Below are 23520 nucleotides of genomic sequence, written 5' to 3' on the forward strand. Positions count from 1 at the left end.
GGCCTCGGTCATGATCCAGCCGGCGCCGTGGGCCGTGCCTGTTCCAGACGCTTGCCGATGAACTCGCCGAGCACCGCGGCGCTCGGGTAGTCGAAGGCCATCGTGAGGGGCAACGGGATCCGGAAGGCCGCTTCCAGGGCGTTCTTCAGTTCCACCGCCACCAGGGAGTCCAGGCCCAGTTGCACGAACTCGGTGTACGGACTGATGTCGTCGGCGTCGTCGATGTGCAGCACGTCGGCGACCCGGTGCCGGATGAAGTCGGTGATCTTCTCGACGCGTTCTCCGTCCGGGGACGCCAGCAGCGCATCGAGGTCGAGGGTCCGCGAGGAGGTCCCGTCGGCGCCGACCAGCTCCTGGTAGAAGGCGTTGACCACCGGCTTGGCGGCGGAGAAGCGGTCCCAGTCGCACTCGCCGGCCAGCACCTGCGTCACCGGCTCCCCGAGCAGGGAGACCATGGTGTCCAGGGCCTGCCGCGGTGGAATGAAGACGATGCCCTCGCGTTCCAGCGCCTCGATGTGCCGTGCGTTCAGGCGGGCCGACATACCGGCCTCGGACCACGGCCCCCAGTTGACGCCCAGGGCGGGCAGGTTCTGCGCGGCCCGCCAGTGCAGCAACTGGTCCAGATACGCGTTGGCAGCCGCGTAGTTGGACTGCGACGCCCCGCCGACCACCGCCGCGGCGGAGGAGTAGGCGACGAAGAAGTCCAGCTCGTCGAAGCCCTGAGCGGCCTCGTGCAGCATCCAGCTTCCGTACACCTTCGCCGAGAACAGCGCGTCGATGCTCTCCCACGTCTGTGCGGCGACCGGGGCGTCGTCCAGGCCACCGGCCGTGTGCACGATGCCGCCGAGCGGCTGCGGCGCCGCGTGCAGCGACTCGACGATCCGGTGGACGTCGCCGCTGTCGCCGACGTCGCCGCGCAGGACCGTCACCTCGGCCCTGTCCCGCAGCCGCTCCCACAGCCCGGCGGCGTCCGCGGCCGGCTCCGCCCGCCGGCTGACCAGCGTCAGATACCGGGCACCCTCGTCCACCAGGCGGTGGGCGGTGAGCAGACCGAGCGCGCCGAGACCACCGGTGATCAGATAGTTCCGGTCGGGGCGTACGGGTGCGGTGCCGGGTTCGGCGGGCTGCTCAGGGGAGTCGAAGGCGCTGGGCAGCAGCCTGTGGACGTGGCGGCCGGTCCGGTCGCGGTAGGCCACCTGGAACTCGCCGGTGTCGGCGGCCAGCCACTCCCCGAGCAGCATCTCCTCGGCAGTGCGGCCACCGCCCGCCGGCAGGTCCACCAGGGTGACCCGGTACGACGGGTACTCGTTCAGCAGCACATGGCCGAAGCCCCAGAGAGTGGCGGCCGCGAGGTGTGCGCCGCTGCCCGGCTCGTCACCCGGCAGGACTTGGGCCGCTTCGGTGACCAGCCACAGACGCCTGGCCAGGCCGCCTTCCTCCTGCTCCAACAGGCCGAGCAGCGTGAGCAGATCGCGGTAGTTGTGCTCGCACTCCGCCCGGAGGGACTCGGCACTCACCGGGCCGTCGTCCGACTGCCAGAACCAGCACACGTCCGTCGGCTCACCCGCGCGCACCACGTCCAGTGCCTGCTCGGGGTCCGCCGCGAAGGACAGCCGTACGTCCTGTCCGGCGGCCTGTTCCACGAGCCCGGTGACGTCCTGGGCGGCGCGGTTCACCACCAGAACGTGCCGGGGGCCCGCCACCGTCCGGGCCGTCGGGGGCTGCTCGACCCAACGCGGTTCGTGCAGGAACGCCGACCGGGGACCGGCCGCCTCGTCCTGTGCGCTGGGACCGGTGCCGTTCGGCAGCCAGTAACGCTTGCGGTCGAAGGCGTACAGCGGCAGGTCCACGCGTCGGCCCGGACGACCGTCGTGGAAGCCGTTCCAGTCCACCCGCACTCCGGCGGAGTACAGCTTGGCCACCGCCTGGAGGATGGTGAGCCCCTGCTTCTCCTTCGGGTGCAGGCTGTTGAGCCAGCGGTGCTCCCCGGCGTCGACGCAACTCCGTGCCAGACCGGTCAGCGCGATGGACGGCCCGATCTCCACGAAGACGTGCCTGCCCCGCCGTTCGATGGCCCGCATCCCCGCCTCGAAGTTCACCGGCTCCACGATGTGGCGGACCCAGTACTCCGGCTTCGAGATCTCGGCGACCCGGGCGACCTTGCCGGTGATGTTGGAGACCAGGGTGAGCTGGGGCTGCCGGAACGTGATGTCCTTCAAGGCCTCGCGGAACTCGTCGAGCACCTCTGCCATGAGCGGGGAGTGGAAGGCGTGCGACACCCTCAGCTGTTTGACGTCCAGGCCGCGGCCTCGGAGCGTTTCGCTCACCTCGGCCAGCGAGTCCGTTCCGCCGGATATCACGCACTGACGGGGCGAGTTGACGGCGGCCATGGTGAGGTCCGGGTACGACTCGAGCAACGGGGCGACCTGTTCGGCGGCCTCCGGCACCGCGGCCATCCCACCCGGGGCGGACACGGACTGCATCAGACGGGCGCGAGCGGCCACCAGCGTCACCGCGTCCTCGAGGCTGAACAGCCCCGCGACGGCCGCGGCGACGACCTCACCGATGCTGTGGCCGATCAGCACGCTCGGACGCGCGCCCCACGACAACCACAGCTGCGCCAGGGAGTACTCCAGCGAGAACAACGCGGGCTGGGTGAAACGGGTCTGGTGGATGGCGTCCGGATCGTCGTCCTCGCCGAGCACCAGCGCTCGGATGGAGCGGCCCAGGAGCGGGGCGAACAGCCGGTCGCACTCGTCAAGATGCTCGCGGAAGACGACGAAGCGTTCGTACAGCGGTCGTCCCATCCCGGCATGCTGCGAGCCCTGGCCGGTGAAGAGGAAGGCGGTCTTGCGGGCCCGCTCCGCGGCGATGGACCGTTTCTCGATCTGGCCGAGACCCTTCTTGAGCAGTGCGTCCAGGTCCTCCCGGCCGCCGACGACACCCGCCAGCCGCAGGGGGTGGTGCGCGCGGCCCACGTTGCCCGTGTAGCACAGACTGCCCAGGTCGGTGGAGGGGGAGTCGTCCAGGTGTCGCTGGTACCGCTCGATGAGCTGCTTCAGCGAGCGGTGGTTCTTGGCGGACACCGTGAACACGTGCTGCTCGACCGCCGAGGCGCTGTCCGTGCGGTCCGCCTGGACGGCGGCCGGGGCGGTGGCCGGCTGCTCGGGCACCGGGGGCTCTTCGAGGACGACGGCGGCGATGGTGCCCCCGAAGCCGAAGCTGTTCACCACGGCCCGCCGGGTGTCGGCCTTCCAGGGCCGGTTCTCGGTGGGGACGGTGACGGGGTAGCTGTCCCACGGGATGCGGCCGGAGGGGGTGGTGAAGTTCAGGTGCGGGAAGATGGTCTGCTCGCGCATCTGGAGCAGCGTCTTGATGACGCCCACGAGGCCGGCGACCGGTTCCATGTGCCCGAGGTTCGTCTTGACCGAGCCGACCGTCAGCGGGCGTTCCTTGTCGTGCGACGTGGCGAAGACATCGCTGATGGCGCCCATCTCGATGGGGTCTCCGAGCGGGGTGCCGGTTCCGTGCGCCTCGACGTACTGGATGTCGCTCGGCTGGAGCGACGCCCGCTGGATGGCCGCCCGCATGACCGCTTCCTGGGCGGGCCCGTTGGGCACGGTCAGCCCGGCGCTGTCCCCGTCCTGGCCCACCGCGGAGCCCCGGATGAGGCCGAGGACGGTGTCGCCGTCCCGCTGGGCGTCCGAGAGCCGCTTGAGCACCGCGACGGCGCATCCCTCGGCGCGTACGTAGCCGTCCGCCGACTCGTCGAAGGTCTTGCACTGGGCGTCGGGCGCGAGCATGTTGGCGGCCGAGAAGATCACCGGGATGCGGGGGTGGTGCAGGGCGTTGACCGCGCCGGCCAGCGCGATGTCGCACTCACCTCGGCGCAGCCCCTCGGCCGCGGAGTGCAGCGCGGTGAGCGAGGAGGCGCAGGCGGTGTCCAGGCTCATGCACGGTCCGCGCCAGCCGAGGAAGTACGACAGCCGCCCCGAGAGCGGGAAGAAGGTGATTCCGGAGGCCAGGTGGCCGTCGAGCTCCTCGTACGGGAGGGAGTCCAGTTCCAGGGCGTAGTCGATGGAGCTGGCCCCGATGTAGACCCCTCCGTTGGCGCGGCGCAGCGGGGTCGGGTCGATGTTGGCGTGCTCCAGGGCTTCCCAGGCCGTTTCCAGCAGCAGGCGCTGCTGGGGGTCCATGTACTGCGCCTCTTTGGGCGAGATGTTGAAGAACGGCGCGTCGAACTGGTCTATCCGGTCGAGGAAGCCGCCACCTATGGTGCGGATGCGGCCCGGTTCGTCGTCCTCCCCGCTGCCGTCCGCCACGTAGGTGTCGGTGTCGAAGCGGTCCGTCGGGAAGGGGCCGATGCCCGACCTTCCCTCGCGGAGGAACTCGGCGAACTCGTCAGGTGTGTTGCTGCCACCCGGGAAGCGCAGTCCGATGCCCACCACGGCGATGGGCTCGTGCTTCTCCCGCAGGAGCTTGCTGATGGTCTGCTGCTGCTCCTCGACGGTGTCGAGGGCGGAGCGGAGGCGTTCTTCGACGGGCACGGAGCTGTCGGGCACGGGTGTTCCCTTCCTTGGGCGATGGCGGAGCTGCCCGCCTTGTGGCTGCGGTCGGTCTCAGGACCGGTACAGGTCCTCGAGGGCGTCGCCGGTCAGGTCGTCTTCCAGCGAGCCGTTTTCCGGCGCAGTGCGCCCGTCGGACGCTCCGGGGGTCGCTCTGTCCCGGTCAGCCGCGGGGAGTTCGGATGCGGGTCGAAGCAGGTGCGGTCCGGTGGGAGTTCCTCGTGGTCCTCCGACTGCGGGCCGACCCTGGACGGGGCCGCCACCACGGCCCGCGGGGTGTCGCGGTGTGCGGGCCAGGGCACCGACAGCAGTCCGCGGACGTCGGGGGTCGGTGTGTGCTGCTCAGTCACGGGGTGGCCTCCAACACTTGCGGACTGTCCGGCCGGCACGGGGGCGTGGGTCCATACGAGCACTGCGGACTGATCCGGGCCTGACATTGCACTGACCCTGCGGGTGCCGCGCGCGTCCCGCCCTGCGGGCGGCGCGTCCTGGCGTTCCGCGGCCCGGGAGAGGCTCTGTCCGAGGGCGTGGCGGCTCCGGCGCACACCGGGCCGCGGTCCGGTGACGGCCACCCGCCGGTACGGCACGCGCGGCCGCCCGCATGGCTGTCGCGGCCCCGATGAGGGGGACGGCGGACGGGCGACGGCGCACCGCGCACGGCGGATGGGCGTGCCGCGCACCGCGTACCGGGAAGGGAAGAGCGTCGGGGCGGGTCAACGGCCCGGGGACGGCGGATCGAGGAGACCGCCGGCGGGGCAACCGGCCGTGCGCGGCAGTTCAGCGGCACCGGTGCCGCTGAACTGCCGCCGGTCGGTACCGTTCACCCAACTCAGTACCGATCAGGACCAGTCGGTACCGGTCAGTGTCGGCCGGCGATCTCACCGATCAGCCGGACGGCCGCGCTCACTCCGTCCTCGGCTCGCAGCCGCTCGCCGATCGCGGCCGCCCGCCGCCGTACGTCCTCGCCGACCAGCTGACCGAGCACGCCGGTGAGGTGATCCAGGTCGAACTCCAGGAAGTTGCTGTAGCCGCCGGCACCGAGCCGGGCGACCCGGTCACCCCAGAACGGCTGGTCGCTGAAGACGGTGTAGATCCAGGTGGGCAGGCCGGCCGTCAGGCCCGCGGCGGTGGTGCCCGCGCCTCCGTGGTGCACCACCGCCCGGCACCGCGGGAACAGCCAGTCGTGGTCGATGGCACCGATCAGGCGCACGGTGTCCGGCAGTTCGCCGGTCAGCCCCGACAGGTCGGACCAGCCCGCTCCGACCAGCAGACGCAGCCCGGTTCGCTCCGCGGCGCGCACGATCAGGTCGAGGAGCTTCGGCGGATCCAGCACCGGCATGCTGCCGAATCCCAGGAACACCGGGGGAGGCCCGATGGCGAGCCAGCCGGCCAGCCACTCGGGTATCTCGGCCTCCCCCACACGGCGGCGCACCTCGGACTGGAGCCGCCAGAATCCGGTCATGACGTTCCGCGGCCCCCAGTCGTGCGGTCGGGGGACCACCTCCTCGCTGAACGCCTGGAGCGTCGGCAGACCGAGTTCGACGGTCCAGGTCAGTGCGGCGCTGGGGGCCGGTGGCAGGCCGAGCGACCCTCGGAACTCGTTGATGTCGTCCCGCTTGCCCTGCCAGTACACGTCTTCGGCCACCTGGTGGGTCCCCAGGTTGTACTGCTCGGCGGACTGGTCGGCCGGTACGACCTGCGGAGTCAGCGGCTGAGGGAACTCGTCGGTCAGCAACCACGGCGTCAGATGGCCGAGGACGATGGGCGTTCCGCGGGCCTGGGAGACTGCCAGCGCGTAGTCCTCGGTGTTGACGCCGGTCACCAGGATGTCGGCGCCGTCGGCCGCGGCCAGCACCGACGTGCCGATGGTGTGCCGGGCGTCCGACAGCATCTTCGTGATGCCCCCGAGATACGCCTCCACATTGCCGGCGGCCAGCCACTGCTGGCCCTCCTCGGACCGCAGTACCTCGCGTACTTCCAGGTCCATCTCGATGAACTTGGCGTCCGTCCCGGCCACCAGGCGGCGCGCGTCGCGAGGGGCGGCGAAGGTGACCTCGTGCCCAGCGCTGATCAGCGCCTGGGTGAGCGCGACATACGGTTCGAAGTCACCGCGGCTGCCGGCCGTCGACACACTTACCTTCACGCCGGCACCTCCGCCCTGTCGGACCCGGCCGTGCCGCCGCTGCGGGTTGTCGGCTGCTTCATCTCGGACCTCACTTCGGGTTGGGGGATGAACGGTGCTCGGCCTCGCGCTACCAGGTCACCGGCAGGCACTCCAGGCCGTACACGAGCGTGTCGGTGTGGACCGGGACCTGGTCGCGTCCGATGGCCAGACGCAGGTCGGGGAAGCGGCGGAACACGCTGGTGATGGCGATCTCCAGCTCGGTCCGGGCCAGCGGTCCGCCGGGGCAGAAGTGGGGTCCGTGCCCAAAGGCCAGATGGCGGCTGTTGTCCCGGTGGATGTCGAAGTCCGCCGCGTCGGGGAAGACGGCCTCGTCGTGATTGGCGCCCGGGACAGAGATGACGACGGCGTCGCCGGCCGCGATGCGGGCGTCCCCGACGGACAGGTCCTCGGTGGCCGTTCTGACAACGTTATCCTGGGCTATGGACCAGTACCGCAGCAGTTCGTCGACCACGGGAGTGAGCAGGCGCGGGTCGGCGCGGAGTTCGGCGAGTACCCCGGGTCTGTCGAGCAGGGTGAAGATGCTGAGGGCGATCTGGTTCGCCGTCGTCTCGTGCCCGGCGACGAGCATCAGCCGGACCATGGCCACCAGGTCGTCGTGGGACAGCTGCCCGGGGCGGACGAAATTCACCACCAACCGGCTCAACAGGTCGTCTTTCGGCTCCCGTTCCTTGGCCCGCGCCAACCCGTCGAGGTAGGCGGTGGTGGCGAGAAACGCCTGGACGGCCTTTTCCGGTTCCTTCTGGTTGAGCAGGGCGCTGGTATTTTCCTTGAATTCGCTCATGTCTTCGTCCGGCACTCCGAAGATACGGGCGATCGCGATACAGGGAAGTGGCAGGGCGAACACCGAATGGAAATCGACCGGCTTGGGCATCGCGGCCATCTCGTCGAGTAACTCGTCGGTTATCGACTGAAGGAGTGGGCGAAGGGCCTGCGTGCGGTGGGCGATGAACTCCGCCGCGACCATCTTGCGGTAGGCCCCGTGTTCCGGCGGGTCCATCCGCCAGAACGACACGGCCCGCGGCGGCACGGGAAACAGCAGTCGGTTCGGCCAGTTGGGGTGCTGGTCGTTGACGCTCAGGCGCGGGTCGGCGAGTGCCTGGCGTACGTCCGCGTAGCGGGTGATGAGCCAGGCGGGCTGGTCGCCGCGGAGTAGTACCTGGCGGGGCGGGCCGTCGCGGAACGCGGCGAGGGCGGGTGGTTGGGACATCGGACAGGTGCGGTGCAGCGGCCATGCGGTGGTAACCGCAGCGGTCTGGGTCATGATCCCCCTTCTAGTCTCGCAATTACGCGGATGGCGCGGTGCTCGGCATCAGAAGTTGAATCTGGATACAAACTATTCTGCGTAACTGGGCTGACACGGCGCTGACATGGCGTGGACGTGGTGCGTCAGATTCCGGAACGGGTCCGAAAATGCGTCCAACGCAATGGACAGGACTGCTTACTTGGGCAAGAATCCATGGGGCCGACGCGTCGGCTGTGCGTGCGGACAAACCCAACGGAGGGCTATCCATGACTACCGAGGAGTTATCCGAGTCGGAGCTCGCCGGGGCACCTGCCGCGACTGTCGCGGAACCGCCGCCGCGATGGAGCCCGCTCATTCTCGTGTCGCTCGGCACATTCATCACCGTGCTGGATTTCTTCATCGTGAACGTCGCGGTGCCCGACATTCAGCAGAGTCTGCACGCGAGCTCGGTCGCGGTTCAGTTCGTCCTGGCCGGTTACGGCCTTCCGCTGGCCACCTTGATGATCACTTCGGGCCGGATGGGGGACCTGTACGGCCGGCGGCGGTTGTTCGTGACCGGCCTGGCGTTGTTCACAGCCGCCTCCGCCTGTGCCGGGCTGGCGCAGAGCCCCGCCCAACTCGTGGCGGCGCGGGTGTTCCAGGGCATCGCGGCCTCCCTCGTCACTCCGCAGGTACTGGCCCTGCTGGGCGCCATGTACCAGGGCAGGGCCCGCGCGGTGGCGTTCAACGTCTACGGTCTGGCGATCGGTCTGGCCGCGGTGTTCGGACAGCTGATCGGCGGATCTCTGATCGCGCTGGACCCGGGCGGGCTGGGCTGGCGCGCGATCTTCCTGGTCAACGTTCCGGTCGGGCTGGTCGCCGTGGCGCTGGTGCCGAGGCTGGTTCCCGAGTCCCGTGGGGGCGGGCGGACCAGGCTGGACGTGATCGGCATGCTCCTGGTGATGCTCGGACTTGTGGCGGTCGTGCTGCCGTTGACCGAGGGGCGGGAGCTCGGATGGCCGCTGTGGTCGGTGCTGTGCCTGATCGCGGCGGTGCCGGTGCTGGCCGTCTTCGCGGTGCAGCAGCACCGCGGCACGGTCCGGGGTGGGGCGCCGCTGGTGAACACCACTCTGTTCCGCTCGCGGGCGTTCTCCGTCGGACTGTTCGCCATGATGTTCTACTACGCCACGATGGGCGCGTGCTTCCTGGTGCTCTCCCTGTATCTCCAGCAGGGGCGCGGCATGTCCCCGTTGGGTTCCGGTCTGCTGTACCTGCCGCTGGGTGCCGGCTTCTTCGCGGCGACGGCACTGGCCGGCCGCCTGGTCGGGCGACTGGGGCGGCAGGCTCCGGCGGTCGGCGCGCTGCTCGTCGTCGTCGGCTACGGCACGCTGGCTGTTCTGGTCTCGGGGATCGGCGTCGGCGGGCGGGTCGAGTGGCTCGCGGGACCGTTGCTGGTGGCCGGTCTGGGGATGGGGCTGACCATGGCGCCCCTGTCCTCGATGGTGCTCGCCCCCATCACCGCGGACCATGCGGCCGCCGCCTCGGGTGTACTCACCACCGCTCAGGAGATCGGCGCGACCGTGGGCACGGCGCTGATCGGCAGCATCTTCTTCCGGATGGTCGGCGACCACACACAAGCCCCCGCGACGTCGCATGCCTTCAGCGTCTGCCTGGCGGTGCTGGTGGCGTTCGACCTGCTGGTCGTGGTGCTGGTGCAGCTCATGGGCAAGGCCTCGGAACCGGCGTCCGACTGAGGACGGGGACGGTGAGACGGGGGGTGCGGCACCCAGGCGTTGGGTCAGTCCTGGAACCACTGACGGCCGCCCTTGAGGGACGGCCGCCGAGGAGCGCCCGTAGGGGCGCGGGAAAGCGCGCGATCAGCCACAGGCTGCCCGCACCTTACGACTGCCGCCGCACCTCCTCGACCGTCACCGGCCGATGCGAGTGCAGCGACAGCGTGCACGCCTCGGCGATCCAGCCCGCCTCCAGGGCGTCGGCGACCGTGCAGGGGGAGGGGCGCCGACCGGCGACGACCTCGGTGAACGCGGTGAGTTCGGCGCGGTAGGCGGCGGCGAAGCGGTCCATGAAGAAGTCGTGCGGGGTGCCGGCCGGGAACGAGGTGCCGGGCTCGACGGAGCGCAGCGGCAGCCGGTCCTCCAGGCCCACGGCGATGCTGTCCCGGAAGCCGTGCAGCTCCATGCGGACGTCGTGACCCCGGGCGTTGTGGCGGCTGTTGGAGACGACGGCCAGCGTGCCGTCGTCGAGGGTGAGGACCGCGGCCGTGGTGTCGGCGTCACCCGCGGCGGCGATGTAGTCGGCACCGCGGTTGCCGCCGGTGGCGTACACCTCGACGACCTCGCGCCCGGTCACCCAGCGGATGATGTCGAAGTCGTGCACCGAGCAGTCGCGGAAGATGCCTCCGGAGGCGGCGACGTACGCGGGCGGCGGCGGGGCCGGGTCGAGCGTGGTGGACCGTACGGTGTGCAGTGCGCCCAGTTCACCGCTCGCGACGGCGGCGCGCGCGGCCACGAACCCGGCGTCGAAACGGCGGTTGTAGCCGATCTGGATCTCGACCCCGGCATCCCGGACCGCTTCGAGCACCGCGACGCCTTCGCGCATGGTGCGCGCGACGGGCTTCTCGCAGAAGACCGGTACGCCCGCCTCGACCGCGGCCAGGACGAGACCCGGGTGGGCGTCGGTCGCCGCGGCGACCACCACCCCGTCCACGCCCGCGGCCAGGACGGCCTCCGGCGAGTCCGCCACCTCGGCGCCGAACCGCTCGGCGGCGCTCTTCGCCGCGTCCGTGAAGGGGTCGGTGACCACGAGGGACGTGACCGCCGGCAGACCCGAGAGGGTCTCGGCGTGGAACGCGCCGATCCGGCCAAGACCCATGATGCCGATACGCATGTGCTGCCTTTCGATGGTGCTGTGGTGGTGTTCAGTCCAGGGCGCCGAGCACGTTCTGGTCCCAGTCGATGACCGATCCGGTGACGACACCGCTGCGGTCGGAGAGGAGCAGGACGACGAAGTCGGCGATCTCGTCCGGATCGCCGAGCCTGCCCATCGGCAGCCCCCGGCCCGCCCTCTCGCGCCAGTCGTCGCCCGCGCCGTGGAAGGCCCGCTGGGTCGCGTCCTCGCCCTCGGTGGCCGTCCAGCCGATGTTCAGCGCGTTGACGCGGATACGGTCCCAGCGGTGGGCGTGCGCCGCGTTGCGGGTCAGCCCCGCGAGCCCGGCCTTGGCGGTGGAATAGGCGGTCAGGTTGGGTGGGCCGCCGTGGGCGCAGTTCGAGCCGATGTTGACGATGGTGCCCGGCGCCTCGCGCTCCAGCATGTCCGCGACGGCGGCCTGCATGGCGAAGAACGGGCCCTTGAGATTGATCGCCAGATGGGCGTCGAACAGCTCGGGCGTCGTCTCCAGCAGGGTTCCGCGCGAGGTGAGCCCCGCCGCGTTGACCAGACAGTCGATCCGGCCGTGCGCCTCGATCACCCGGGCCACGCTCCCGCGCGCCTGCCCGGCGTCGGCGAGGTCGACCCGCACGTACGCCGCCTCGCACCCGGCCGCGCGCAGCTCGCCCACCAGCGCCTCGCCGGGTTCCGGGCGCCGCCCGGTGACGGTCACCGCGGCGCCCTCGCGGGCGGCGGCCCGGGCGACCGCGGCGCCGATGCCCTGGCTGCCCCCGTTGACCAGAACGATCTTGCCGTCGAGGAGGCCGCCCGTGTCGTCCAGAAGTCTCTTGCCGCTGTCGTGGAGATGTCCCATGTCGCTCGTTTCCTCAGCTGGTGCGGCGCTCGGCGCCGGCGTTCAGTGCCTCGCGCAGCGCGTCCGCCGTCCACTCCTCGCGCAGCGCACGCCGTACGAGGTCGGCTTGCGACGGCGGAGCCAGCCCGCCGACGGGCGGGTCGCGGTCGAGGTTGGTGGGGAAGGGGTAGCCCTCGGCGCAGGCCGCCACGACGGTGTCCAGCCACTCCACGCTCGCGCCCCCGGCCTTGCGGGTGAGCAGCGCGGGGTAGACCGCGTTCACCACGGTCGCGCGGTCGACGGTCTCCATGGCCCGCCCGAAGGCGGACGAGACCTGGAGAAGATTGGCCATGCGCCTGATGTCCGACGACCGGTTCGTCCCGGCCGCGTGGAACAGCGCCGGGTTGAAGAACACCGCATCGCCCTCGGCCAGCGGAAGCTGGACGTGACGGGACTCGAAGTACGCCTGGAAATCGGGCAGTCGCCAGGCCAGATAGCCGGGCTCGTACGTCTGCGAGTACGGCAGGTACATCGTCGGCCCGGACTCGACAGGCATGGCGCAGTGCGCGACCGCGCCCTGGAGGGTCAGCGCGGGGGAGAGGCGGTGGACGTGCGCCGGGTACGTGGCCGCCACCGCGTTGGACAGGAGGCCCAGGTGGTAGTCGCGGTGGACGGACTGGGCGGCGCCGCCGGGGTTGACCACGTTGATCTGCGAGGTGATCTGGTAGCCGGGCCCGAGCCACGCCTGCGAGACAAGGGCGATGACGTCGTTGGCGTAGTAGTCGGCGAACGCCTCCGGCGCGTGGACGGCCAGCTTCTGCAGCGCGTTCCAGACCCGGTCGTTCGCACCCGGTGCGGCGAAGTGGTCGCCGGCGACCGTGCCGGATGCCCGCTGGGCAGTGATGAGCGCGTCGAAGGCGGCGGTGGCGCGCGCCACGACCGACGGGTCGGGGAAGGCGCGCCGGAACACGACGACGCCGGGCCCCTCACTGAAGGCACGGACCAACTCGGCCTGGACGTGACGGAGTTCGTGGGCGGCGACGGCGGACCGCAGCCGGTCGCTGTCGTAGAAGAGGACGTTGCGCTCCACGGCGTCGGCGTACGGATAGTCGTCCGCGTCGGTCGTGCGCTCGACCAGGACACGGAAGGCGTCGAGGTCGCAGTCCTCCTCGGCGAGCCAGGACGGGCGTACGTCGGTGGTGGGGGACATCGTCGTCCTTTCGTGCCGGGTGCTGCCATTCTTGTGAGCCGGAACCCCTCGAACAACCAGCAGTGACCCGTCAAAAACCCCTCAAGGAGTCCCTTCCATGGGCCACCCCTATCCGCTGCGGGAGATCGCCCGCCAGGCGGGCCTGAGCGAGGCCACCGTCGACCGGGTCCTCAACGGCCGGGGCGGGGTGCGCGAGAGCACCGCGCGCGAGGTGCACCGGGCGATCGCCGACCTGGACCGGCAGCGGACCCAGGTCAGGCTGGTCGGCCGCACCTTCATGATCGACATAGTGATGCAGACGCCCGAACGGTTCTCCACCGCCGTGCGCGCCGCGCTGGAGGCCGAGCTGCCCGCCCTGCGCCCGGCCGTCATGCGGTCGCGCTTCCACTTCCGTGAGACGGGCCCGGTGGCCGAGCTGGTCGCGACCCTGGATCGGATCGCCCGACGCGGCTCCCAGGGCGTGATCCTCAAGGCGCCGGACGTCCCCGACGTCACCGCGGCGGTCGGCCGGCTCGTGTCCGCGGGCATCCCCGTGGTGACCCTGGTGACCGATCTGCCGGCCAGCGGACGGCTCGCGTACGTCGGCATCGACGACCGGGCCGCGGGCGCCACGGCCGCGTATCTGATGGGCCAGTGGCTCGGTGACCGTTCCGGCAATGTGCTCACCAGCATCAGCAGCGGCTTCTTCCGTAACGAGGAGGAGCGCGAGATGGGCTTCCGCGCCGCCATGCGGGCCCTGCACCCGCGCCGCACGCTGGTCGAGGTCGCCGAGGGGCAGGGCCTGGACGCCACGCAGTACGACCTGGTCGTCGCCGCCCTCGAACGCGATCCGGAGATCCGCGCGGTCTACTCGATGGGCGGCGGCAATGTCGCCACGCTGCGGGCGTTCGAGGCGACGGGCCGCCGCTGCCAGGTGTTCATCGCGCACGACCTCGACCACGACAACACCCGGCTGCTGAGGGAACACCGACTGTCCGCCGTGCTCCACCACGACCTGCGCCAGGACATGCGCGAGGCCTGCCGCACCGTGATGCGGGCCCATGGCGCCCTGCCGCCCGCGGGGCCCGTGCTGCCGTCGCCGATCCAGGTGGTGACCCCGTACAACATGCCGACTGTGGCCGAGGCGACTCCCGCCGCCGCGGACTGAGACACCTGCGGCTCGTGCGCCGCGAGGCCGTGGCCGAGAGTGCTGGCCGGCTCCCGTTTCGACGGTGACCGCGGGGTACCCGCGAGGGGAGAGGAACCATGAGGGATACGGGGGACACGGGGGATCCGGGGGACACGAGGGAGAGGATGCGCCGTGAACACGCAATCGCCGCCGGCTTCGGAAGTCCAGGTGGTACTCACCGACTGCTCCGCCACGGACGCCGGACATCTCTTCGACGCCCTGCGCAGGCGCTTCGAATGTGACCGCGAGGACAGCGACAGCCCTGCTGAGACCCCGACCGCCTGGACGGCCACGTTCGACACGGCCGCCGTGTGCCCGCCCGCGTCGGGGGCGTCGGTGCCCCTCTCGGGTCCGGTGACGGCCGAGGTCCAGGGCAGCCCGCACGCCGTACGAGAGCTGGAGGACGCCCTGGCGGACGTCTTCACCGTGCACGAGGTGGGCTCGGTCTCCGGCGATCAGGAGGTCGAGGTGGAGCTGCGGCTGGAACCGCGCGGGTGAGAGGACGGGCCTCCTGACGGCGGCGCACCCGACGGGCCGACGGGCGCAGCCGATGCGCCGCCGCGGCTCGGCCAGGGACCCGGCCGCGCCCGGTGGCCTCCTGCCCGGCACGATGCTGTCGCCGCCCGGTGGCCCCTGGGGCCACCTGCCCCTGCCCGGGGCGATGGCGTCGCCCGCCGCACCGTCGTGCGATCCGCTCTGCCCCGCCTCCTCGGTTCTTCTCGCCTTGGCCGACCGGACCGGTCGCCGTCGGCCCCGCCGCGGGCCCTGTGGGGAACGCATGGCCCTGAGGTCGGCGGAGCGGCAGCCGCACCGTGCGGCCGCCGGCCTCCCCGCGGGCCCTGTGGGGAACCCCGCGGACCCTCAGCTAGGCGGAGCCGCCACCCGCAGTGGCACGGGGGCTGCCGTCGGTGGGAGTTCGGCGGCGCGGTCGGTGATGTCCGCCCACCAGGCGGCGCCGTCCTCGATGTACCGCAGCAGTACGCCTTCCCGGATGGCCCACGGACAGAGGGTCACCCTGCTGACCCCGGTCGTCTTCATCACCGTGTGCCCCACGATCGCCCCGGCCAGGCTCTGCCGGGCCCGCGGCGCGGAGATGCCCGGCAGCAGGTAGCGCTCGGCCGCCGGCAGCGCGGTCAGCCGGTCGAGACAGCCGCGCAGCTCGCGGCGCTCCAGATGCCGGTCCACGAACGGCCCCTGACGGCCGGGCGCCGCCCCGCACAGCCGGCCCAGCTGCTGAAACGTCCGCGAGGTCGCCACGACGGTACGCGGCCCCTCCCACCGGATCCGCGCGGCCACATCCCGCAGCTGATGCCGGACCTTGCGGCGCAGCGCCTTGACCATCGCGGCGGACGGCAGATCCTCGCCCTCGAAGAACTCCCGGGTCAGCCGGCCCGCGCCGAGCGGCAGCGAGGCCACGAAGTCCGGCAGCCGCCCGCGACCGAAGGCCACTTCCAGTGAGCCGCCCCCGATGTCGAACAGCGCGAGCGGCCCCGCGCGCCAGCCCATCCACCGCCGGGCCCCCAGGAAGGTGAGCTCGGCCTCCTCCTCCCCGGGCAGCGTGCACAGCCGCACCCCGGTCTCCGCCCGGACGGCGCGCAGCACCTCCAGCCGGTTCGGCGCACCGCGCACCACCGCCGTCGCGAAGGCCAGCGGTCCGGCGGCGCCCCACTTCCGCGCCGTCTCATCGGCCGCGGCGACCGCCCCGACGAGTCTGTGCACGGCTTCCTCGGGAATCCTCCCGTCGGGCCCCACCACTTCGGACAGCCGTAACCTCCACTTGGCCGTGTGCACCGGCAGCGGTACGCCGCCCTCCGCGTCCGCCACCACCAGCCGCACCGTGTTCGAACCCACGTCCACCACACTCATCCGCATGCGCGGGACGTACCCGCCCCCACGCTCCGGACACCCTGATCGACCCCGACGAGGGCGGGGAACCCGGCCGCCGTGCACGAAGACCACTCCGGCACCACGCATCCCACGCGTGTGGAGTGCTGTCTTCTGGGCACTCAGGAACAAGTGGGCCAGACATTCAGCAAACATGAAAATACGCCACAGATCGGAGGTGTCCGATGGGAATGCCAGCCGGGCCCTACCTGCTGACACCGCCGGGCGTCTACGCACCGCAACACGACACCGACCTTTTGGCCCGCGCCTTGCGCCGGGAGGACATAGACACCTCGACGGAGGTACTCGACCTCGGTACCGGAAGCGGCGCGCTCGCCGTGCACGCCGCGCGCCTCGGCGCCCGGGTGACGGCCGTCGACATCTCCCGGCGCGCCGTGCTCACCGCTCGCCTGAACGCGCTGCTCGCCGGCCGGCGCGTCACCGTCCGCCGGGGTGACCTGACCGCGGCCGTGCCGGGACGCTCGTACGACCTCGTGGTGAGCAACCCGCCGTACGTGCCGTCACCTTCGGCCCGGCTGCCGAGCCGGGGAGCGGCCCGCGCCTGGGACGCCGGACACGACGGCCGGGCGTTCGTCGACCGTATCTGCGACACGGCGCCGGCCGCGCTGCGGGCCGGGGGAGCGCTGCTGATCGTGCACTCCGCGCTCTGCGGCACGCGGCCCACCCTGGACCGGCTGGCCGCCGCCGGGCTCGACGCCTCGGTCACCGACCGCGCCTTCGTCCCCTTCGGCCCTGTGCTGCGTGCCCGCCGGGCGTGGCTGCGCCGCCAGGGCCTGCTGACCGACGAGAACCTGGAAGAACTGGTGGTCATCCGTGCCGAACACTCCTGAGCGACCGCGCCGCGTCACCGTCGACCGGGACGGACCCCTGCTCGTCGAGGGCCCGGTCGAGGTGGTCTGCGAGGACGGCACGGTCGTCACCTCGCGACGGTTCAAGGTCGCGATCTGCACCTGCCGCCGCAGCCGTGCGTACCCCTGGTGCGACACCAGCCACCGCCGCCGGGTGAAGGGGGACACGCCGTGAGGAGTCCTGAACTCCCCACCCCACGAGGTGAGTTGTCCAAGTCCGTCTTCTCGACGCTGGCCTACAGCACTCCCCTCCCCACCTGGTCGCACGAGGTGCAGGAGGCCGACCCGTACGGGGACGATCTCCAACTCGCCCTCTACGTCCTGTACGAGCTCCACTACCGGGGCTTCGCCGAAGTGTCCGACGAACGGGAGTGGGACCCCGGGCTGCTCGGCCTGCGCCGCGCCATGGAGCTGCGCTTCACCGAGGCCCTGCGCTCCGACGTACCGCTCGAGCCCGACGTCGACGTCGAGAAGGTGCTGGCCGCGCTCCTGGTGGAACCCGTGGGACAGGACGACACCAGCGTCAGCCACCATCTCCAGCGCGACGGCGAACTGTGGCAGTTCAAGGAGTACGCCGCCCTGCGCTCCCTCTACCACCTCAAGGAGGCCGACCCGCACGCCTGGGTCATCCCGCGGCTGCACGGCCGGGCCAAGGCCGCCATGGTGGCGATCGAGTACGACGAGTTCGGCGCGGGCCGCGAGGACCAGATCCACGCCCGGCTCTTCGCCGACCTGATGGCGGACCTGGGCCTGCGGACGGACTACGGACACTACGTCGACGCGGCCCCCGCCGAGGTGCTCGCCACCGTCAACCTCATGTCCCTGTTCGGCCTGCACCGCGCCCTGCGCGGCGCACTGGTCGGCCACTTCGCCGCCGTCGAGGTGACCTCGTCACCCGGCTCCCGACGCCTGGCCACCGCCCTGCGCCGGGTGGGAGCGGGACCGGCCGCCCAGCGGTTCTACGACGAGCACGTCGAGGCGGACGCCGTCCACGAACAGGTCGTACGCCGTGACGTGATCGGCGGTCTGCTGGAGAGCGAGCCCGAACTCGAACCCGACGTCGCCTTCGGCATCCTGGCCACCGGTTTCCTCGAAGACCGGCTCGGCGCCCGCCTGCTGGACGCCTGGCGGAGTCGACGCAGTGCCCTGCGCGTGCCGTTGACCGGCGACGAGGAAGGTGCCCCCCATGCCTGACAACCCCACCGACCAGCATCCCCGCCCCGACTTCCCGCAGCAGGATCAGGAACACCCGGGCTGGACCGGCCCCATGGACCCGCCGCCCGACCACGGCGAGGACTCGTACGAGGGAAGCGGACTGCTCCAGGACCGTGCCACGCTCCTGACCGGCGGAGACTCGGGAATCGGCCGGGCGGTGGCGCTCGCCTTCGCGCGCGAGGGCGCCGACGTCATGTTCACCCACCTCCCGGAGGAGGAGAAGGAGGCCGCCGAGACCGTCCGCCTGGTCGAGGACGCGGGCCGCAAGGCCGTCGCCGTGGCCTGCGACATCCGTACGGAGGAGGCATGCCGCCGACTGGTGGAGCGCGCTGTCGCGGAGTTCGGGCGGATCGACGTCCTGGTCAACAACGCCGCGTACCAGATGTCCCAGCCGGACGGCATCGGCGCCATCTCCACCGAGCAGTTCGACCGGGTCGTACGCACCAACCTGTACGGCATGTTCTGGCTCTGCAAGCTGGCGCTCCCGCACATTCCGGCGGGCGGTTCCGTCATCAACACGACGTCCGTGCAGGCGTACAAGCCGAGTCCGCATCTGCTCGACTACGCCATGACCAAGGGCGCCATCGTGACCTTCACCCAGGGGCTCGCGCAGATGGTGGCCGGTGACGGCATCCGCGTCAACGCCGTGGCGCCCGGCCCCGTGTGGACTCCGCTGATCCCGGCGACGATGCCGGACACCACGGAGTTCGGCAAGCAGGCTCCGCTCGGCCGCCCCGCGCAGCCCGCCGAGATGGCCCCCGCGTATGTCTTCCTGGCCTCGCCGCGGGCGAGCTTCATCACCGCGGAGATCCTGAACGCCACCGGCGGCACACCGCTGCCCTGAGCCGGTCCCGAGCCGTGGCGAAAGGCGCGCCACCCGCGGGCGTCAGTCCTTCAGGAACGGGTGGAGCAGGGCGAGCAGGGCGTCCGGGCGGTGCAACGGGATGATGTGGCCGCAGTCCTCGACGAGATGGCCGGTGAGGTCGTCGGCGAACGGGCGCAACTGGCGCTCCAGCGCCGCGCCGACGGGATGCGAGCCGACGGCCATCGTGGGGACGGTCAGCCGCGCGGTGTCGAAGGCCCGCTCGATCTGCGTGGCGCTGACGGGCAGGGCGCGGTAGTACGAGAACGCGCAGCGCAGGGCCTCACGTCCGGTATAGGCGCGGACGAACGCGTCCCGTACGGCGGGCCGCACCCCGTCGCCGAGGGTGCCCGTGTCGAGGAACCAGTCGAGGTAGCGCGCCTCGTTGCCCTCGAGCACGGTCTCCGCGAGGCCGGGTACGGCATGGAAGCCGAACCACCAGGGGGCACCGCCCGCCAGAAAGGACTCGGCGCCGGGGAGTCGGCCCAGCAGGGACTCCATGACCACGAGCCGCCTCACGAGGCCGGGTCGGCGCAGCGCGAGCAGCAGGGCGGGCGGCGTGCCCGCGTCGATGCCCACCACGGCGGCCGGGCCCGCGCCCAGCGTCTCCAGCAGGGCCGCGGCGTCGTCGGCCAGCGAGCCGGCGTCGTAACCGGTCTTGGCCCGTGTGCTCGCGCCGAACCCGCGCAGATCCGGTGCGATCACTTGGTACCGCTCGGACAGCCCGGCCATGACGTCGGTCCACAGTTCCCAGGTGTGCGGGAAGCCGTGCAGAAGCAGGACGGCGGGGCCCTTTCCGGCCAGGGCCACATTGAGTTCGACGCCGTTGACGGACACGCGGCGCAGCACGGTCATGGAACGGTCCCTCCAGGTGGGGGATACGGGGGGGGATACGGGGGTGGTCACCAAAGGTGACAAGCACACGGTAGGTAACTAACCTGGTCCTTCCAAGAAGGCACTTTCGTCTCAGGTGGTGAGCTCCGGGTGACCAAGGCGAACCGCGGTGACCTCTTCGATCCGCAGTGTCCGACCCGTCGGCTGCTCGACCGTATCGGCACGAAGTGGACCTCGATGGCGGTCAAGGTGCTGGCCGAGGCGGCCCCGGACGAGGTGCGCTTCGCGGAACTGCGGCGCCGCATGCCGGGAATCTCCCAGAAGATGCTCTCGGTCACCCTCCAGAGTCTTGCCCGCGACGGTCTGGTGGCCCGCCGTGTCGAGCCGACGGTGCCGCCGCGCGTGCACTACCGGCTCACCGAGCTGGGCCTGTCGCTGGAGGGCCCCCTGGCCGCTCTGCGGCACTGGGCCGAGCGGCACATGTCGGAGATCGATCGCAACAACCGCCTCGAGGATGCCCGGAGTTCGGCCGGCTGATCAGGAGGGCGAGTCCCCGCCGCGGACATGTCCCTACTCGGCGGGGCCACCGCGCCCCTCGGCTTCCACGTGGGCACGGCCCCTGTGCACGGCCGCTTCGAGCCCTTGGCGGGCGGCATCCAGGTCACCCCGGACATGACCGGGTCCCGCGTGTCCCACGCTCGGCGTACCGGGGTGGCGGCAAGTGGATGGTGCGGGGCCGCGTTCGCCGACGATGCGCGGCGTGCGCCGTTCGGCCGCCCTGGACGCGACGCACCTGAGCACGGTGAACGGTGGCTCCGGGGAGGAGTTGCGCTGCGTGGCCCTGGCCAACATGGCCCCAAAAGGTGCAATATCGCGGCAAATGCGGTTATCTCTTGATCGTCCTATGCTGATATCCGGAGGACTCGGGCAGACGACGGCCGGTCCTGCGCCGGCGGGAAGCGGGCTTCCATGGCTGAACGACTTAAAAGGCTGGGGTTGATCGGCGAGCTGTCGGCTGAGTTCGCCGGCACCATGATTCTCATCCTCTTCGGCGCCGGCGTGGTGGCACAGGTGGTCGCCGGTGGAGCGCTCACGACCCCGCCGGGCGGCCTCGGAAACCACGACAGCATCGCGTGGGCCTGGGGCATCGGCGTCACCATGGGCGTGTATGTCGCGGCGCGGCTGAGCGGTGCGCATCTCAACCCCGCGGTGACGGTCACTCTCGCCGCGTTCAAGGGTTTCCCGTGGAGCAAGGTCGCGCCCTACGCGGTGGCCCAGACGCTCGGCGCCTTCGTGGCGGCCCTCCTCGTGCGCTGGAACTACACCGAGGCGCTGGCGAAGGCCGACCCCGGCCACACCCTCAAGACGCAGGGCGTGTTCTCCACGCTCCCCGCCAACGGCAACCCGAACCTGCCGGTCCACGAGTGGGGCGCGTTCCGCGACCAGGTCATCGGTACCGCGATCCTCCTGCTGCTGATCCTCGCCATCACGGACCTGCTCAACACGCCCCCCGGCGCCAACCTGGCCCCGTTCATCATCGGCCTGGTGGTCGTGGCGATCGGCATGGCCTGGGGCACCAACGCGGGCTACGCGATCAACCCGGCACGCGACTTCGGTCCCCGGCTGGCCAGCTTCATCACGGGCTACGGCAGCGCATGGCGAGATCAGTACGGGAACTTCTACTTCTGGGTGCCGATCATCGGTCCGCTGATCGGCGGTCTGCTCGGCGGGGTCGTGTACAAGTTCTTCGTGGGCCGGTTCCTGCCGACGGCGGAGCCGGAGCCCCCCGGACGCGTCCCGACCCCCGAGGCCTGACACCCACCAGAGAGGCGGCACGCCATGGCGGACTTCGTCGGCGCGGTGGACCAGGGGACCACCAGCACCCGATTCATGATCTTCGACCACGCCGGCAACGAGGTGGCGAAGCACCAGCTGGAGCACGCCCAGATCCTTCCGCGCTCCGGGTGGGTCGAGCACGACCCGGTGGAGATCTGGGAACGCACCAACTCGGTGATACAGAACGCCCTGCGGCACGGGAACCTGTCCCCGGACGACCTGGCGGCGATCGGCATCACCAACCAACGGGAGACCACCGTCGTCTGGGACCCGCGCAACGGCCGTCCCTACTACAACGCCATCGTCTGGCAGGACACCCGCACCGACTCCATCGCCGCGGCCCTGGAACGCTCGGGCCAGGGCGACGTCATCCGCCGCAAGGCGGGGCTGCCGCCGGCGACCTACTTCTCCGGCGGCAAGATCCAGTGGATCCTGGAGAACGTCGACGGCGTCCGCGAGGCAGCCGAGCAGGGGCACGCCGTCTTCGGCAACACGGACTGCTGGGTCCTGTGGAACCTGACCGGCGGCCCCGACGGCGGCATCCACGCCACCGACGTGACCAACGCCAGCCGCACCATGCTGATGGACCTGGAAACCCTCGACTGGGACGACGAACTGCTGGGACTCTTCGACATCCCGCGATCGATGCTGCCCACCATCAACCCGTCCTCCCACCCGGAGGCCTACGGCCAGACCCGTACCTCCCGGCCGCTGCGCGCCGCCATCCCCATCGCCGGGGTACTCGGCGACCAGCAGGCGGCCACCGTCGGACAGGTCTGCTACGCGCCCGGCGAAGCCAAGAACACCTACGGCACGGGCAACTTCCTGGTGCTGAACACCGGCACCGAACTGGTCCGCTCCCAGCACGGACTCCTCACCACCGTGGCCTACCAGTTCGGCGACAGCCCGGCCATCTACGCCCTGGAGGGCTCCATCGCCGTCACCGGGTCCGCGGTGCAATGGCTGCGCGACCAGATGAAGATCATCAAGTCCGCGGCCGAGAGCGAGACGCTGGCGCGTACCGTCGAGGACAACGGCGGCATCTACTTCGTCCCCGCGTTCTCGGGCCTGTTCGCCCCGTACTGGCGCTCCGACGCCCGCGGCGCGATCGTCGGCCTCGCCCGGTACCACGACAACGGTCACCTGGCCCGCGCGACGCTGGAAGCCATCTGCTATCAGAGCCGTGACGTCGTCGAGGCCATGGAGCAGGACTCCGGAGTCCACCTCGATGTGCTCAAGGTCGACGGCGGCGTGACCGCCAACGACCTGTGCATGCAGATCCAGGCCGACATCCTCGGCGTACCGGTCAGCCGCCCGGTCGTCGCCGAGACCACCGCGCTCGGCGCCGCCTACGCGGCGGGTCTGGCCACCGGCTTCTGGCAGGACACCGACGAACTGCGCACCCACTGGCAGGAGTCCAAGCGCTGGGAGCCCCAGTGGTCCGAGGACCGGCGGGCGGAGGGCTACGCGGGCTGGAAGAAGGCGGTGGAGCGCACGCTCGACTGGTCCAAGGTGGAATAGGCGCCGACGCCGCCGGCCGGCGTGCTCCGACGAGCGGCGACGGCCGGGCGGCGCGCCGACGCGACTCCGGGGGCCTCGGCCCGGGAGGGCTGCTCGTAGGGCCCCTCGGCCCGGGAGAGGCGGCTCCGGGGGCCCGGTCCGGGCCGTGCGCGCAGCCGGAAAGACCGGACGCCCGAGGAGGCGACCGGGCCCCGGGGAGGGGCGGCAGCGGCCTGTCCGCCGCCCTCGGCGCGTGCGGTAGGGTTTACCTGCGTGATCACGCGGGAAACCGCGGGAGCGACGCACCGGGACGTGGCGCAGCTTGGTAGCGCACTTGACTGGGGGTCAAGGGGTCGCAGGTTCAAATCCTGTCGTCCCGACGGTGCGAAGGGTCTTCGCAGACGAATGTCTGCGAGGGCCCTTTTCGCGTC

Annotated in this window: 19 protein-coding genes, 1 tRNA gene and 1 pseudogene; 12 read left to right on the top strand and 9 right to left on the bottom strand. The window is 71.2% G+C overall.

The window, feature by feature from the left end; all coding sequences use genetic code 11:
- Positions 1 to 8: 8 nt before the first annotated feature.
- The 4 genes from SAVERM_RS36900 to SAVERM_RS36915 all read right to left on the bottom strand — a co-directional run bounded on the left by SAVERM_RS36900 (position 9) and on the right by SAVERM_RS36915 (position 8011).
- Positions 9 to 4562 (bottom strand): type I polyketide synthase, encoded by a 4554-nt coding sequence (locus SAVERM_RS36900; RefSeq protein ID WP_010988579.1) that lies wholly within the window; start codon positions 4560 to 4562, stop codon positions 9 to 11.
- Positions 4563 to 4654: 92 nt separating this feature from the next.
- Positions 4655 to 4915, bottom strand: a complete 261-nt coding sequence (locus tag SAVERM_RS36905; RefSeq protein WP_037647058.1) for a hypothetical protein — start codon at positions 4913 to 4915, stop codon at positions 4655 to 4657.
- 509 nt (positions 4916 to 5424) lie between these two features.
- Complete coding sequence (locus tag SAVERM_RS36910; RefSeq protein ID WP_010988580.1) at positions 5425 to 6708, bottom strand: glycosyltransferase; 1284 nt, start codon at positions 6706 to 6708, stop codon at positions 5425 to 5427.
- A gap of 109 nt (positions 6709 to 6817) precedes the next feature.
- Positions 6818 to 8011, bottom strand: a complete 1194-nt coding sequence (locus SAVERM_RS36915) for a cytochrome P450 (RefSeq protein WP_010988581.1) — start codon at positions 8009 to 8011, stop codon at positions 6818 to 6820.
- A gap of 341 nt (positions 8012 to 8352) precedes the next feature.
- On the opposite strand from SAVERM_RS36915, the gene SAVERM_RS36920 reads away from it, so the two are divergent.
- A complete protein-coding gene (locus SAVERM_RS36920) occupies positions 8353 to 9726 on the top strand; it encodes an MFS transporter (RefSeq protein ID WP_159045183.1) in 1374 nt (457 codons plus the stop codon).
- A gap of 145 nt (positions 9727 to 9871) precedes the next feature.
- Here the strand turns inward: SAVERM_RS36920 and SAVERM_RS36925 are convergent, their stop codons facing one another.
- The 3 genes from SAVERM_RS36925 to SAVERM_RS36935 are packed head-to-tail and all read right to left on the bottom strand — an operon-like array spanning position 9872 to position 12921.
- Complete coding sequence (locus SAVERM_RS36925) at positions 9872 to 10879, bottom strand: Gfo/Idh/MocA family protein (protein ID WP_010988583.1); 1008 nt, start codon at positions 10877 to 10879, stop codon at positions 9872 to 9874.
- 31 nt (positions 10880 to 10910) lie between these two features.
- Positions 10911 to 11732: an SDR family oxidoreductase gene (locus SAVERM_RS36930; protein ID WP_010988584.1), complete on the bottom strand. Its 822-nt coding sequence runs from the start codon at positions 11730 to 11732 to the stop codon at positions 10911 to 10913.
- 13 nt (positions 11733 to 11745) lie between these two features.
- Positions 11746 to 12921, bottom strand: coding sequence for a phytanoyl-CoA dioxygenase family protein (locus SAVERM_RS36935; RefSeq protein WP_010988585.1), 1176 nt, complete (start codon positions 12919 to 12921; stop codon positions 11746 to 11748).
- A 97-nt stretch (positions 12922 to 13018) separates the two neighbouring features.
- On the opposite strand from SAVERM_RS36935, the gene SAVERM_RS36940 reads away from it, so the two are divergent.
- Together SAVERM_RS36940 and SAVERM_RS36945 are read left to right on the top strand one after the other, a co-directional pair.
- The gene (locus tag SAVERM_RS36940; protein ID WP_010988586.1) at positions 13019 to 14068 is read left to right on the top strand and encodes a LacI family DNA-binding transcriptional regulator; all 1050 of its coding nucleotides are present in this window, start codon (positions 13019 to 13021) and stop codon (positions 14066 to 14068) included.
- 153 nt (positions 14069 to 14221) lie between these two features.
- On the top strand, positions 14222 to 14587 hold the full coding sequence (locus SAVERM_RS36945; protein ID WP_010988587.1) for a hypothetical protein: 366 nt from the start codon (positions 14222 to 14224) through the stop codon (positions 14585 to 14587).
- Between the two features lie 363 nt (positions 14588 to 14950).
- Here the strand turns inward: SAVERM_RS36945 and SAVERM_RS36950 are convergent, their stop codons facing one another.
- Positions 14951 to 15961 (bottom strand): Ppx/GppA family phosphatase, encoded by a 1011-nt coding sequence (locus SAVERM_RS36950; RefSeq protein WP_010988588.1) that lies wholly within the window; start codon positions 15959 to 15961, stop codon positions 14951 to 14953.
- Between the two features lie 197 nt (positions 15962 to 16158).
- On the opposite strand from SAVERM_RS36950, the gene SAVERM_RS36955 reads away from it, so the two are divergent.
- The 4 genes from SAVERM_RS36955 to SAVERM_RS36970 are packed head-to-tail and all read left to right on the top strand — an operon-like array spanning position 16159 to position 18901.
- Entirely contained in the window at positions 16159 to 16824 is a 666-nt protein-coding gene (locus tag SAVERM_RS36955; protein ID WP_010988589.1) for a HemK2/MTQ2 family protein methyltransferase, read from the top strand.
- A complete protein-coding gene (locus SAVERM_RS36960) occupies positions 16808 to 17017 on the top strand; it encodes a CDGSH iron-sulfur domain-containing protein (RefSeq protein ID WP_010988590.1) in 210 nt (69 codons plus the stop codon). Before SAVERM_RS36955 ends, SAVERM_RS36960 begins: the two co-directional genes overlap by 17 nt.
- Positions 17014 to 18036: an iron-containing redox enzyme family protein gene (locus SAVERM_RS36965; RefSeq protein ID WP_010988591.1), complete on the top strand. Its 1023-nt coding sequence runs from the start codon at positions 17014 to 17016 to the stop codon at positions 18034 to 18036. The genes SAVERM_RS36960 and SAVERM_RS36965 overlap by 4 nt, the downstream gene beginning before the upstream one ends.
- Positions 18029 to 18901 carry an SDR family oxidoreductase gene (locus SAVERM_RS36970; RefSeq protein ID WP_037647064.1) on the top strand — a complete coding sequence of 291 codons (873 nt, stop codon included), beginning with the start codon at positions 18029 to 18031 and terminating at the stop codon, positions 18899 to 18901. Before SAVERM_RS36965 ends, SAVERM_RS36970 begins: the two co-directional genes overlap by 8 nt.
- 42 nt (positions 18902 to 18943) lie before the next feature.
- Here SAVERM_RS36970 and SAVERM_RS36975 read toward each other — a convergent pair whose 3' ends face one another.
- Positions 18944 to 19774, bottom strand: a complete 831-nt coding sequence (locus SAVERM_RS36975) for an alpha/beta fold hydrolase (protein ID WP_037647066.1) — start codon at positions 19772 to 19774, stop codon at positions 18944 to 18946.
- Positions 19775 to 19903: 129 nt separating this feature from the next.
- Between SAVERM_RS36975 and SAVERM_RS36980 the strand changes: the two genes are divergently transcribed.
- From SAVERM_RS36980 to SAVERM_RS36995, 5 genes and pseudogenes are all read left to right on the top strand, one after another.
- Complete coding sequence (locus SAVERM_RS36980; protein WP_010988594.1) at positions 19904 to 20290, top strand: winged helix-turn-helix transcriptional regulator; 387 nt, start codon at positions 19904 to 19906, stop codon at positions 20288 to 20290.
- 66 nt (positions 20291 to 20356) lie between these two features.
- Positions 20357 to 20600: pseudogene (locus tag SAVERM_RS46000) on the top strand (YceI family protein); the annotation flags it as partial.
- 122 nt (positions 20601 to 20722) lie between these two features.
- A complete protein-coding gene (locus tag SAVERM_RS36985) occupies positions 20723 to 21568 on the top strand; it encodes an MIP/aquaporin family protein (protein ID WP_010988595.1) in 846 nt (281 codons plus the stop codon).
- Positions 21569 to 21592: 24 nt separating this feature from the next.
- Positions 21593 to 23110, top strand: a complete 1518-nt coding sequence (gene glpK / locus SAVERM_RS36990) for a glycerol kinase GlpK (RefSeq protein WP_010988596.1) — start codon at positions 21593 to 21595, stop codon at positions 23108 to 23110.
- 285 nt (positions 23111 to 23395) lie between these two features.
- Positions 23396 to 23469, top strand: a tRNA-Pro gene (locus SAVERM_RS36995).
- Positions 23470 to 23520: the final 51 nt, after the last annotated feature.

The organism is Streptomyces avermitilis MA-4680 = NBRC 14893, assembly GCF_000009765.2.
GTDB lineage: Bacteria > Actinomycetota > Actinomycetes > Streptomycetales > Streptomycetaceae > Streptomyces > Streptomyces avermitilis.